At 60.0% G+C, this 12,608-nt stretch carries 11 protein-coding genes, 3 tRNA genes and 1 pseudogene; 8 read left to right on the forward strand and 7 right to left on the reverse strand.

Annotated features, from left to right (window positions below; all coding sequences use genetic code 11):
• Positions 1–139 precede the first annotated feature (139 nt).
• Positions 140–2,197 carry an ATP-dependent DNA helicase RecG gene (recG, locus tag OVA07_RS11805; RefSeq protein WP_268171619.1) on the forward strand — a complete coding sequence of 686 codons (2,058 nt, stop codon included), beginning with the start codon at positions 140–142 and terminating at the stop codon, positions 2,195–2,197.
• 47 nt (positions 2,198–2,244) lie between these two features.
• On the opposite strand, the gene OVA07_RS11810 is transcribed toward recG, so the two are convergent.
• The 4 genes from OVA07_RS11810 to OVA07_RS11825 form a co-directional block, all read right to left on the reverse strand.
• Entirely contained in the window at positions 2,245–2,793 is a 549-nt protein-coding gene (locus tag OVA07_RS11810) for a hypothetical protein (protein ID WP_268171620.1), read from the reverse strand.
• A gap of 203 nt (positions 2,794–2,996) precedes the next feature.
• Positions 2,997–3,073, reverse strand: a tRNA-Pro gene (locus OVA07_RS11815).
• 124 nt (positions 3,074–3,197) lie between these two features.
• Positions 3,198–4,739: a methyl-accepting chemotaxis protein gene (locus OVA07_RS11820; protein WP_268171621.1), complete on the reverse strand. Its 1,542-nt coding sequence runs from the start codon at positions 4,737–4,739 to the stop codon at positions 3,198–3,200.
• Entirely contained in the window at positions 4,732–5,073 is a 342-nt protein-coding gene (locus OVA07_RS11825) for a hypothetical protein (protein WP_268171622.1), read from the reverse strand. The genes OVA07_RS11820 and OVA07_RS11825 overlap by 8 nt, the downstream gene beginning before the upstream one ends.
• A gap of 110 nt (positions 5,074–5,183) precedes the next feature.
• On the opposite strand from OVA07_RS11825, the gene thyA reads away from it, so the two are divergent.
• The 5 genes and pseudogenes from thyA to OVA07_RS11850 all read left to right on the forward strand — a co-directional run bounded on the left by thyA (position 5,184) and on the right by OVA07_RS11850 (position 10,539).
• Positions 5,184–6,128, forward strand: a complete 945-nt coding sequence (gene thyA / locus OVA07_RS11830; protein WP_268171623.1) for a thymidylate synthase — start codon at positions 5,184–5,186, stop codon at positions 6,126–6,128.
• A gap of 128 nt (positions 6,129–6,256) precedes the next feature.
• Positions 6,257–7,583: pseudogene (locus OVA07_RS11835) on the forward strand (3-methyl-2-oxobutanoate dehydrogenase (2-methylpropanoyl-transferring) subunit alpha).
• Positions 7,580–8,635, forward strand: a complete 1,056-nt coding sequence (locus OVA07_RS11840; RefSeq protein ID WP_268171624.1) for an alpha-ketoacid dehydrogenase subunit beta — start codon at positions 7,580–7,582, stop codon at positions 8,633–8,635. The pseudogene OVA07_RS11835 and the gene OVA07_RS11840 overlap by 4 nt, the downstream one beginning before the upstream one ends.
• 5 nt (positions 8,636–8,640) lie before the next feature.
• Positions 8,641–9,915 carry a dihydrolipoamide acetyltransferase family protein gene (locus tag OVA07_RS11845; protein WP_268171626.1) on the forward strand — a complete coding sequence of 425 codons (1,275 nt, stop codon included), beginning with the start codon at positions 8,641–8,643 and terminating at the stop codon, positions 9,913–9,915.
• A gap of 27 nt (positions 9,916–9,942) precedes the next feature.
• The gene (locus OVA07_RS11850; protein WP_268171627.1) at positions 9,943–10,539 is read left to right on the forward strand and encodes a YdeI/OmpD-associated family protein; all 597 of its coding nucleotides are present in this window, start codon (positions 9,943–9,945) and stop codon (positions 10,537–10,539) included.
• Here the strand turns inward: OVA07_RS11850 and OVA07_RS11855 are convergent.
• On the reverse strand, positions 10,536–11,003 hold the full coding sequence (locus tag OVA07_RS11855) for a hypothetical protein (protein WP_268171628.1): 468 nt from the start codon (positions 11,001–11,003) through the stop codon (positions 10,536–10,538). The two genes, OVA07_RS11850 and OVA07_RS11855, sit on opposite strands and share 4 nt — an antisense overlap.
• 166 nt (positions 11,004–11,169) lie before the next feature.
• Between OVA07_RS11855 and OVA07_RS11860 the strand changes: the two genes are divergently transcribed.
• Together OVA07_RS11860 and OVA07_RS11865 are read left to right on the forward strand one after the other, a co-directional pair.
• Positions 11,170–11,246, forward strand: a tRNA-Asp gene (locus OVA07_RS11860).
• A 149-nt stretch (positions 11,247–11,395) separates the two neighbouring features.
• Positions 11,396–11,472, forward strand: a tRNA-Asp gene (locus OVA07_RS11865).
• 59 nt (positions 11,473–11,531) lie between these two features.
• Here OVA07_RS11865 and OVA07_RS11870 read toward each other — a convergent pair.
• Entirely contained in the window at positions 11,532–11,789 is a 258-nt protein-coding gene (locus OVA07_RS11870) for a hypothetical protein (RefSeq protein ID WP_442789647.1), read from the reverse strand.
• Positions 11,786–12,412 carry a 5-formyltetrahydrofolate cyclo-ligase gene (locus OVA07_RS11875; RefSeq protein WP_442789648.1) on the reverse strand — a complete coding sequence of 209 codons (627 nt, stop codon included), beginning with the start codon at positions 12,410–12,412 and terminating at the stop codon, positions 11,786–11,788. Before OVA07_RS11875 ends, OVA07_RS11870 begins: the two co-directional genes overlap by 4 nt.
• Positions 12,413–12,608 lie beyond the last annotated feature (196 nt).

Raw genomic sequence — 12,608 nt, forward strand, 5'->3', positions numbered from 1 at the left:
ATATGGCGCATGAGACAAGGCTGTGCAGCCCTGCCCTTTGGGCGCAGGAAATGAAGCGCTTCGGCGCCGAGGCAAAACTGTTGGAATTTGTACGCGGCGGCATTGGCGAAGCCATTGGCTTGTGCCTATGCATGCGGCCATGCGTCCCGATCTGCTCAATCCACTGTTCGCCGAATCCGGCAGTCTCAAAGGCGTGGGGCCGGGGTTGGCGCGGCCTTTGGAAAAGTTGGGCCTGACGCGGATCAAGGACATTGCCTATCACCTGCCAGACCGGTTCGTGTTGCGCCGGGCGGTGGGCAATCTGGATGAGGCGGGCGTGGGCGAACAGATTGTCGTTGCCCTGACACCGCGCGATTATCGCGCCCCTGCCGGACGTGGGCCGTTCCGGGTGATGGCGGAAGACGATCGGGGCAATTACGTAGCGCTGACCTATTTCGGGCGGGCGTCCTATACCGCCAAGAAGCAACTTCCGCTGGGCGAAAAGCGCTGGGTTGCAGGCCGGCTTGACCAGTTCGGGCAGACTTGGCAGATCGTTCACCCTGACCATGTCAGCGAAGACAGCGCCGGAATGCTTGGCCAGTTGAACGAGCCGGTTTATCCGCTGTCAGAAGGGCTGACGCAGGGCCGCCTTCAGGGGCTGGTACAACAGGCACTGGCGATCGTGCCCGAACTACCCGAATGGATCGAGCCAGGGCTTCTGGCCCAAATGGACTGGCCCAAGTGGCACGAGGCGCTGCCGCAGGGCCACAAAGCAGAAAACAAGGCCGCGCGCGCCCGTCTGGCTTATGATGAACTGCTGGCTAACAGCCTTGCGCTGCTGCTGGTGCGTGAAAGCAATCGCAGCCGGCAGGGCACGCCGCTGCATGGCGACGGACGTTTGCGGGCCAAACTGAACTTGCCGTTCGCCCTGACTGGCGCGCAAGTGCGTTCTATAGCCGAGATTGAAGGCGACATGGCGCAGGGCGCGCCGATGCTGCGCCTGCTGCAGGGTGATGTCGGATCGGGCAAGACGGCTGTGGCGCTGCACGCCATGTTGGTGGCGGTCGAGGCGGGCGGGCAGGCCGCATTGCTGGCCCCCACCGAAATCTTGGCCCGTCAACATGCCGACACGCTGGCACGCATGGCCGCCGGGACCGGCGTGAACATTGCGTTGCTGACCGGGCGCGACAAGGGTCGCGCGCGCGAATCCATCCTGATGGGGCTGATCGATGGCAGCATCGACATTTGTGTGGGCACGCATGCGATCTTTCAGGAAGCGGTTGCCTATCGCAATCTGGCGCTGGTGGTTATCGATGAACAGCACCGCTTTGGCGTGGGCCAGCGGTTACTGTTGACGCAAAAGGCGCGCCGCACGCCGCATTGTCTGGCGATGACAGCAACCCCCATTCCGCGGACGCTGACGCTGGCGCAATATGGCGAAATGGACGTTTCGCGACTGGACGAGATGCCGCCGGGCCGACAGGCCATCGATACGCGGGTGGTTGCGCAGGACCGGCTTGCCGATGTGGTGGAAGGTATCGGGCGGCACATCGGCAAGGGCGCACAGGCCTATTGGGTGTGCCCGATGGTGCGCGAACAGGAAAACGATGACCTTGCTGCTGCCGAGGCCCGTCACGCGGCCTTGCAGGAACGGTTCGGCGATACCGTGGTGATGGTCCACGGCCAGATGCGGCCCGAAGCCAAGGACGCGGCGATGGAGCGCTTTTCCAGCGGCGATGCCAAGCTGCTGGTGGCGACCACGGTGATCGAAGTGGGTGTCGACGTACCCAATGCGACGCTGATGGTGATCGAACAGGCCGAACGCTTTGGTCTTGCCCAGTTGCACCAGTTGCGCGGGCGGGTGGGGCGCGGCAGCCAGCAATCGACTTGCCTGTTGATCCGGGGCGAATCGTTGTCCGAAACCGGACGCGAACGATTGGCACTGATGCGCGAAACGCAGGACGGGTTCTTGCTGGCCGAAGAAGATCTGCGCTTGCGTGGCGGGGGCGAATTGTTGGGCACCCGGCAATCTGGCGATACGCCGTTCAAGGTGGCTGATTTTGAACAGATCGCGCGTTTGCTGCCGCTGGCTCACGATGATGCGCGGTTGTTGATGGAGCGCGATGGCGGGCTATCGTCCACGCGGGGCGAAGCGGCGCGGGTGCTGCTCTATCTGTTTGAGCGCGACTGGGGGGTGCAGCTTTTGCGCGGCGGATAATTCCACAAAGGTAAGGCGGCCTGCCGAAACAGACCGCCTTTTTGGTTTTACTTGCTCGCCGCCGGGGCCGCAGCCTTTGTTGCGTCGGCAAATGCCTGCGCCGTCATGCCGATAAACAGGCCGTTGTCGGCCTTCCCAACCGAAGTCTTGGGCAGTTTCACCTTCGTTGTGCCGGTGTCGAGCACGAATTCGGTTTCGGTCACTTCACTGACCTTGCCCAGCACGGTGGTCTTGTCCGAGGCATGGACAGGAGCGTCTGCCACAATGGCAGCCGAAAGCGCGGTTGCCGCATCGGCAGCAGCCTTTTCCACGGCTGCATCAAGCTGTTCGCGCGTCATGCCGATGGTTGCGCCTTTGGGACCGGTACCCAGCGATGCGAGGGCGAGTGTTGCCGTGTTCTTGCCGGTGTCGATTACGAAGTTGGGCGCATTCACGCTCTTGATCGTGCCGACTTCGGTGCCTGCCGTATCATAGACCTTGGCCCCTGCCGCAGGGGTTGCTGCTGTGACAGGAGCGGGTGTCTGGGCCAGCGCAGGCGCAGCGGAAAGCGGAACCGAGGCGATCAGAAGGGCAAGTGTTGCTGTAGAAATCTTCACGAAAACAGGCTCCTATTATGCAAAATGGGGATACCTGCATGTGGGAACCGGATGGCCGGGTAGAAACCTGCTTGCGATCTGTGCTGTATTTTTTGGGACGATATGAACTAAAGTTAGTTGTGTTTGCGGTCACCCGTTTTCGGGGAGCGCCAAACGCAAAAAGGCGACCCGAAGGCCGCCTTTGATTGCCATAGAAAATGATTTGGTCGGGGAAAGAGGATTCGAACCTCCGGCCCCTGCCTCCCGAAGACAGTGCTCTACCAGGCTGAGCTATTCCCCGACCGATCAACAACCGGTCACCCGGCTGCAAGGCAGGCGCGCCCTATACGAGGCAGTTTTCGTACTGGCAAGCGGCCTTTTGAAATCTTTTGCAAAATCTGGAAGTAGTCAAATTCTACAAAGGTTTAGGCGACGTTTCGCCATGCTGGCTCGGATGCGTCGCGCGTATTGGCGGCGCCGGTGGTGGTGAAACGCTGTACCAGCGACTTCATCGAATTTGCTTCCCGCTGAAGGCTGTGAGCCGCCGCCGTGCTTTCTTCGACCATGGCGGCGTTTTGCTGGGTGACCTGTTCGATCCGGGTAAAGGATTCGCTGACCGTGCGCAGTTCTCCAGCCTGCTGGTTCGCATCCGACGAAATGGCGCTGAGTGCGCCGCCGATGGTGTTCACCTGCTGCACGATATCGCGCAGCTTGTCGCCAGTTTCGCTGACTAGCGTCACCCCGCGCCCGACCTGTTCTGAAGACGAAGTTATTAGTGCCTTGATATCGTGCGCTGCATCGGCGGACCGCTGCGCAAGGGCGCGCACTTCATTGGCAACCACGGCAAAGCCTTTGCCAGCGTCACCCGCACGGGCGGCTTCGACGCCGGCATTCAGCGCGAGTAGGTTGGTCTGGAACGCGATACCATCGATGATGGTGATGATCTGTGCGATCTCGCTGGACGATTGTTCAATGGCCTGCATGGCGTCAATCGCGCGTTCTACCACTTCGCCGCCAATTTCTGCATCGCGCTGCGCTTGCGTGATCGAACGGTTTACATCGCCGGCAGCGCCCGCAGTCACTTCGATCCGGTTGGTCAGGCGCTGAGTGGCGTTGCTGTTCTGTTCAAGCGAACTGGCCTGTTCTTCGGTGCGACGGGCAAGGTCATCCGCTGCGGTCCTGATTTCATCAGACCCGTTGTTGATCTGGCTGACGGAACCGAGCATTCGCGAAACGATCTCGTCCAAATCTGCGACGGCTGAATTGAAACTGATACGCAGGCTTTCATAGCTTGGCGGGAATGCGGTTGTTATCCGGTCGGCCAGGTTGCCTTGTGCCAGCGTTTCCAGCCGCAAGCCTATGGTGTCGATCACCTGTCGCTGTTCAGCCTCGACCATCGCGCGCTGGGTGGCGACTGCGCGTTCGGCCAGTTCCTGCGCCTGCCGGGCTTGTGCCTGACGGATGACAAGCAGTTCAAGCTGATGACAAAGCACCACGAGCGCCCCGGTTTCAACCACCACAACAATTGCGTGCAGCACGACACGGGCAAAATCGGCTCCGTCGGGATAGACCAGCGATGGGGCAAGAAAGTTGGTCAGGAGGTGATGCGCGGCAGTGGCGAGGGCGCCGGTCAGCACCGGTCGCCAATCGGCCAGCACCACAAGGATAGCCAGCGCGGCAAAGAAGGTCATGTGCAGATCCAGCATGAACGGACTGCCCGCCCATTGATAGAGCCAGATCATCGGGAACGATGTGACGGCCAGTGCCATGGCGCTGCGCGTGGGAGTGTCCGCCCGGTCCTGCAAGACCAGCATTGCAGGGATTGAGGTCGTCAACAAAGCCAGAATGACAGGCATCCAGCCTGCACTGGCCCAGATCGCTCCGATGGCTGTGATTCCGAAACAGGCGGCGCAAATCGCTGCAAGCAGCCGCAGCCCGTTTCGGCGCAGGATTGTCAGGTCATCCATCGAGTGTGCTCGCATTTGTGCAAAGTGTTTCAGGCAGACGAATTGCTAGTGCCCCGTCCAGCAGGGCACGCCAGCCAAGGCTGGTGTCCGCCTTCACCAGAATTACGCCGCCGTCCGGTCCCGGCCCTGCTACCGCGGCGCCATGGGCCAGCGCCCAGGCAAGCGGACCCTTTGCGGTTCCGACGAGCGGCACAACCAGCGTCGCAGCGTCTCGCCTTGGCGCGAGTGCCGATATTGCCAGTGTGGCTACCAGCAGTATGGCCTGAGCGTGCAATAGAGTGCGCGTGGTCCAAAACGGATGGCGGACGTGTTCCATTGCCGTCCTATCGGCCATCAGGGATTTTGATTTCAGGTGCGCGACCGTCCGTGCAAATCCTTAGAGAGAGAAGGCGGAGCGGTGAATGTCGTGGCGCTTTCAGACAGCGACAGTTAGACGACGTAGCCATGTCCGAATCTCTTTCCAGCGTCCCTCACTACGAACAGCAATATCTCAATCTGATGCGACAGATCTGGGAGCAGGGGGATGAACGGATTGACCGCACCGGCGTTGGCACGCGGTCGGTTTTCGGTGCGCAACTGCGGTTTGATCTGTCAGATGGGCGCATGCCGCTGTTGACTACGAAACGCGTTTTCTGGAAAACCGCGACACGCGAACTTCTATGGTTCCTTACCGGCGATACCAACATCCGTGCCTTGTGCGCGCAGGGTGTAGAAATCTGGACCGACTGGCCGCTCGACCGTTATCGCAAGGCTAGTGGTGACGATATTTCGCGCACCGATTTTTCCGCCCGGATCGTGGACGACGCCGCCTTTGCCGCGCAGTGGGGCGATCTTGGGCCGGTTTATGGCAAGCAGTGGGTGAACTGGCCGATTTATGAACCAGCAGGCGATGGGCTGTTTCGCCAGCGCGCATCGGGTGTGAATCAGGTGGCCGATGTGGTGCAGTCGCTGCGCATCAATCCCGGCAGCCGCCGCCACATTGTGGAAGGCTGGAACGTGGCAGAGATTGACCAGATGGCGCTACCGCCGTGCCACAAAACCTACCAGTTTCACGTTGCCGGAAACCGCCTGAACGGCGTGTTGTATCAGCGTAGCTGCGATGTCGCGCTGGGCTTGCCGTTCAACTTGTGGGGCGCGGCATTGTTCATCCGTATGCTGGCGCAGCAGTGCGATCTGGAGTCGGGCGAACTGGTGTGGATGGGGGGTGACACGCACCTGTACCTTAACCATGCCGATCTGGTGCAAGCGCAAATTGAGCGGGAACCGGCCGGCGATCCACGCCTTGTCATCACACGGCGGCCCGATAGTATCTTTGGCTACCGGATCGAGGATTTCGAGGTGACCGGATACGCACCGCAGGGGCATTTGTCGGCACCTGTCGCAGTCTGAAAGCCCTGATTGACTCGGCAATGCGTGTGAAATAAAATAACATGCGTTTGTAACTTTGCATCAGTATGACTTTTGCATATGCAAAGGGTGATTCGATGCGGGAGAGTCGAGATGCAGGTGCTTGAAGCATGACAGACCGGCAATCTGCTGGCCGGGGTTCTGGCGGCAATTCGCGCGGCAATCTACCTAGGCTGGAACTGCATGTGCCCGAACCGAAATTCCGCCCCGGCGATAGGGTGGATTACTCGCATCTGGAAATTCCACCGGCAGGTTTGCAACCACGCCCGGACGAACAGTGCCCTGCTGTGCAAACGCATCCGCTATGTCTTGATCTGGTGCGGGTGCTGGATGAAGACCATCGCGCGACTGGTCCATGGGATCCCAAGCTGGACGCCGACACTTTGCGCCGGATGCTGCGCATCATGGCGATGACGCGTGCGTTTGATGACCGGATGTATCGTGGACAACGGCAGGGCAAGACCAGCTTCTACATGAAATGCACAGGCGAGGAGGCGACATCGGTTGCCCCGGCCATGGCGCTGGCCGACGATGACATGGTGTTCCCCAGCTATCGGCAGCAGGGCATCCTGATCGCGCGCGGTTATCCGAGTCGTCGAGATGATAAACCAGATCTACTCCAACCGCGCCGACAAGCTGAAAGGGCGCCAGTTGCCGATCATGTATTCGGCGCGCGATTGTTCATTTTTCAGCATATCGGGCAACCTTGCCACGCAATACCCTCAGGCAGTGGGCTGGGCCATGGCCAGCGCGATCAAGGGGGACACCCGCATCGCAGCGACGTGGATTGGCGAGGGATCGACCGCTGAGGGCGATTTCCATTCCGCAATGACCTTTGCCGCCGTTTATAACGCTCCTGTCATCTTCAACGTGGTCAACAACCAATGGGCGATTTCCAGCTTTTCCGGTTTCGCTGGAGCGGAGCGCACGACTTTCGCCGCACGCGCCATCGGTTATGGCATCGCCGGATTGCGCGTTGATGGTAATGATCCGCTGGCGGTCTATGCCGCAACGCAGTGGGCTGCCAATCGTGCCCGGTCAAACGCCGGGCCAACGCTGATCGAGCACTTCACCTATCGCGCCGAAGGGCATTCCACATCGGATGATCCCACGCAGTATCGGTCGGCGCAGGAGCGTGAGGAATGGCCGCTAGGCGATCCGGTCAACCGCTTGAAAAAACATCTGATCGCGCTGGGGGAATGGTCGGAGGAACAGCACTTGGCGATGGACCGCGAGCTGATGGACGAGGTGAAAGCCGCGACCAAGGAGGCTGAGAAGAACGGCATTCTGGGACATGGCTTGCACCATCCATTCCACACCATGTTTGAGGACGTGTTCGAAGAGCTGCCGTGGCATCTGCGCGAACAGAGCGAGCAGGCCATTCACGAGCGTCGCATCAAGTGGCCCCAATGGGATGAAGGGCGCAAAGAGCCATGACCTATGAAGAAGCACCGGTCAGCCTTGCTGATGCGCCGACCCGCCGTCTCAACATGATCGAGGCCATCAACGATGCGCTCGACATCATGATGGATCGTGATCCTGATGTGGTGGTGATGGGCGAAGACGTCGGCTACTTCGGCGGGGTATTCCGCGCGACGGCGGGGCTGCAGAAGAAATATGGCAAGACCCGCGTGTTCGATACCCCGATCAGCGAATGCGGCATTATTGGTGTCGCGGTGGGCATGGGGGCTTATGGTTTGCGCCCGGTACCGGAAATCCAGTTTGCCGACTATATCTATCCGGGGCTGGACCAGCTCGTCTCAGAAGCGGCGCGCCTGCGCTATCGTTCTGCTGGAGAGTTCATTGCGCCAATGACGGTGCGCTCCCCCTTTGGAGGCGGCATTTTTGGCGGACAGACCCACAGTCAAAGCCCTGAAGCGCTTTTTACCCACGTTTCGGGCATCAAGACAGTCATTCCCGCCACGCCCCATGATGCCAAGGGCCTGCTGATTGCCGCGATCGAGGATAACGATCCGGTCATCTTCTTCGAACCCAAGCGCATCTACAACGGCCCATTCAATGGCTACTACGACAAGCCGGTCGAACCATGGGCCAAACATGTCGACAGTGCGGTGCCGGAAGGGTATTATTCCATTCCGCTGGGCAAGGCGCGCATCGTCCGTCAGGGCCAGGCCTTTACCGTGCTGGCTTATGGCACGATGGTCCATGTCGCTGCTGCCGTTTGCGCCGAAAAGGGCGTGGATGCCGAAATCATCGATCTGCGCACGCTGGTTCCGCTGGATATCGAGGCTGTGCAAAAGTCGGTGGAAAAAACCGGCAAATGCCTGATCGTCCACGAAGCGACGCGTACCTGCGGCTTTGGCGCCGAACTTTCTGCACTGGTGCAGGAACGTTGTTTCTACGCTCTTGAAGCCCCGATCGAGCGCGTGACTGGTTTCGACACGCCTTATCCCCACAGCCTCGAATGGGCCTATTTCCCCGGCCCGGTCCGCATTGGCGAGGCCATCGACCGCCTGATGAAAGTCTGACGCCCATGGGAACCTATATATTCCGCCTGCCCGACATTGGTGAAGGCATTGCCGAGGCCGAAATCGTCGCATGGCACGTGCAAGTGGGCGATTTGGTTGAGGAAGACGGTCGCCTTGCCGACATGATGACCGACAAGGCCACGGTTGAAATGGAAAGCCCGGTTTCGGGCCGGGTGATATCTGTCGCAGGTGAGGTCGGCGACGTGGTGGCAATCGGCTCTGCACTGGTCGTCATCGAAACCGAAGGTGAGGCTAATGCCGACGTTGAGGACGCGCAAAGTCCGGCCCCTGTGGCGGTGGAAGTGGCTGCACAACCCGTTCCGGTACCTACTCTTACTCCTACTCCCAAACCCGAAACTGCCCGTGTAGAGCCTGTCCAAGAGTCGCGAGCCGCAGTTCCGCAGCATGCCAAAGTCCTTGCCAGCCCCGCCGTGCGCCAGCGCGCGAAAGACCTTGGCATCGACCTTGCTGAAGTACGCCCATCGGAAGAAGGCCGTATTCGCCATGCCGATCTTGACCAGTTCCTCGCCTATAATGTGCAAGGCGGATATCGCTCGGCTGGGGTGGAACGCGGCGATGAGATTATCAAGGTCATCGGGATGCGCCGCCGCATTGCCGAAAACATGGCTGCGTCCAAACGCCACATCCCACACTTCTCTTATGTAGAGGAATGTGACGTTACTGCGCTTGAGGCGATGCGCGAACAGTTTAATGCCAATCGCGGTGACAAGCCAAAGTTGACCATGCTGCCGCTGCTTATCACCGTATTTTGCCGCACGCTGCCGCAGTTTCCGATGCTTAATGCGCGTTATGATGACGAAGCGGGTGTCGTCACTCGCTATGGTGCGGTGCACCTCGGAATGGCGGCGCAAACGCCCGCTGGGCTGATGGTGCCGGTGATTCGCAATGCGCAAAGCCTCAACCTGTGGCAGCTTGCGCAGGAGATCGCGCGCCTTGCGCAAGCTGCGCGCGAAGGCACGGCAAAGTCTGAGGAACTGTCCGGTTCAACGCTGACCGTTACATCACTTGGACCCTTGGGCGGTGTGGCGACAACGCCGGTCATCAACCGGCCCGAAGTGGCGATTATCGGGCCGAACCGCATCGTCGAACGTCCGATGTTCGTAAAGGACGGGATGGGCGGTGAGCGTATCGAAAAGCGAAAGCTGATGAATATATCGATCAGTTGCGATCATCGCGTGGTGGATGGCTGGGATGCCGCCAGCTTTATTCAGGCGGTGAAGAAGCTGATCGAATCGCCGGTGCTGTTGTTGGCGGATTGATGTAATGTTGGGGGCAACGAGGTGCACATGGCGTCAGTCGACCCCCGCATAGATGAACACATCGCCAAAGCTGGCAATTTCGCCCGGCCCATTCTGGAACGCTTTCGCGCAATTGTGCATGACGCGGTTCCCGAATGTGCCGAGGCGATCAAGTGGGGGATGCCGCACTTTACCCTGCAAGGCCGCAATCTGGCGGGGATGGCGGCGTTCAAAAAGCACGTTTCGATCTTTTTCCATCATGACGACGAACCGGCCAAGGGCGGCACCGGCCCGTTCCGTCAAATTGCCTCGGTGGAACAAATGCCGGACGAAGCGGCGATCCGGGTAAAGCTGGCCGTAGCGGTGAAGAATCTTGTTGCTCCTGCCAAAGTGGCCAGGCGCAAAGTCGCAACCGAACCTGTGATCGGTATGCCGGACGATTTTGCCGCCGCGCTTGATGCAGGGACGCAGTGCGAGCGTTTTGACGCAATGGCCCCGGGCTATCGTCGCGAATATATCGAATGGATCTGCGAAGCCAAAACCGCGCCGACGCGCCAAAAACGCATCATGCAGGCCGTCGCGTTGATTGCGGAAGGAAAGCACCGCAACTGGAAGTATCAGCAGCGTAAGCCGTCAGATGGCTAGCGCACGATTCCGCGATAGGTGATCTGACCTGATCCACGCGCGGCAAGGGCAGGGGGTACACGCCAGCGCAAGTGAGTTACGTCTTCCGGCGTGGCCATGCGCAAGCCGCCATCGGATTCGCGCACGCGCATGTCGTCGATCCGGCCCCATGTGCGTCCCCCATCCACTGACACGTCCTGATCGCTGTTGGCGCTACGTTGAAATGTCACTGTTTGCGGCATTATGTTGGTCAACACGAATTCGCGCCCGTGCGCTGCAGTCCAGTTCACCACGAAGATCACATTGTCGCCGGGACGCAAGTGTTCGGCACGTTCCAGCACACGGGTTGTCCGCCCGCCCAGCGCGGGCATGAATCTTTCGATGAATACATCGCTGGCAAAACGCACAGGTTCTGCAGCGACTTGTGTTGATGCGGCCAGCATGACCGCGCCGGATGCGCTAATGGCAATTGAGCGTGCAATCACATGCCTGATCCTGCGCGCCCCTTGCGCGCCGGGGTGTTATCGCAAAGACGCCCTAAGGCGTGGTTAACATCGCGAAAGCATGTTTTTATGCGGTGATGAAAAATCCTGCACGAACAGCGTTGACAGGCCCGAACGTCTGCCATAGAGGCGGCGCTCCCAAGGGCGAGCGGGTGTAGCTCAGTTGGTTAGAGTATCGGCCTGTCACGCCGAGGGTCGCGGGTTCAAGTCCCGTCACTCGCGCCACTTGGAACAGGAAAAAGGCACCTTCGGGTGCCTTTTTCTTTGCCTGAAATCCGCGCGTCCGGGTGTGGAAAACTTTCCGCCAAATTCCTTGTTGCGGCGTGTTGACAGTCCGCCCGACCTGCCATAGAGGCGCGTCTCCCAAGGGGCACGCGGGTGTAGCTCAGTTGGTTAGAGTATCGGCCTGTCACGCCGAGGGTCGCGGGTTCAAGTCCCGTCACTCGCGCCACCTTGGGAATTTCTAACAACATGACTTTCTGGTCGCAGCGTAAAGCTGCGGCACGAAAGTCATGTGTTGGGATTGCGACTCATGCCGCGATGGGCGTTCAGCCCCAGCGCCCGGTTTCCATCCAGATTAAAAAGCGGCGCAGCGGCAAAAGCCAGATCGTGCCCAGCACGATATAGACTGCGGTCTGCACCAGAACGTGCCACCCGCCGATCGTGCCCGGAAAGCGCAGCAACACCCAGCACATAAACCCCCAGTGCCAGCACCAGCGCAAGAATGCCTATCGGCTTGCGCCAGGTTGGGCGATAGTCTTGCTTCATGCGGCATGCTCCTGCGAATCTTCAAACGGCCCGTAGAACCGCGTTGGCGTGACCACTGCGCGCAAGGGTCGGTCATGCGCTTCGACGGGAAGGTCGGTTGCCAACTGGCAGTCCCATGCCATGCCAATCGGTATTGCATGGGGATTCGCGGCCAACCAGCGGTCATAATGTCCGCCACCCTGGCCCAGTCGTCCGCCGTCTTCATCAAACCCGACCAGTGGAACAAACAGCACATCGGGCACCAGTTCGCCAGCGTCGGCACCGGGTTGCGCGATGCCTTGCCATGGGCCTGGCACCAGCGTTTCATCCACCCATGGCGTCGTCCATTCGCGAAAAGTCATGGCCGCACTGCGATCCGCAAACCACGGTAGGGCAACCCGATGCCCCGCTTCGTGAAAGTGGCGGGCATAAGCAGTAGCCGGAGCCTCTCCTGCGCCTGCAAGATAGACCCCGATCACAGCGTTCTGCGGGATTAGTGCCATGACCGGCGAAGGGGGGCGCATGAACATCAGGCTGCGCACGCGCGGATCAAGCCCTGCAACATGGGCGTTGCGTCGCGCTCTCAGTTTCTTGCGCAATTTGGCCTTGGTATCGGCGCTCGTGCTGTCCACGCCATGCTCCATGGGATGGGGTGATAGGGAAGAGGGGGGTGACGGGCCCACCATAGGTCGTTAGCTCGGAAAATCCTCTGACGCCTCGACGTCAGGTGGGGACCATGTATCCGGAACCAGGGTTCCAGCAGGGACAGCCCCCTTGGATTGCTTATAGCCTCAGGGATGTTCATGCGGCGCGTACCGGGCAGATCCCGTCGCCTATGAT

The sequence above is a fragment of the Novosphingobium sp. SL115 genome, assembly GCF_026672515.1.
Taxonomy (GTDB): Bacteria; Pseudomonadota; Alphaproteobacteria; order Sphingomonadales; family Sphingomonadaceae; genus Novosphingobium.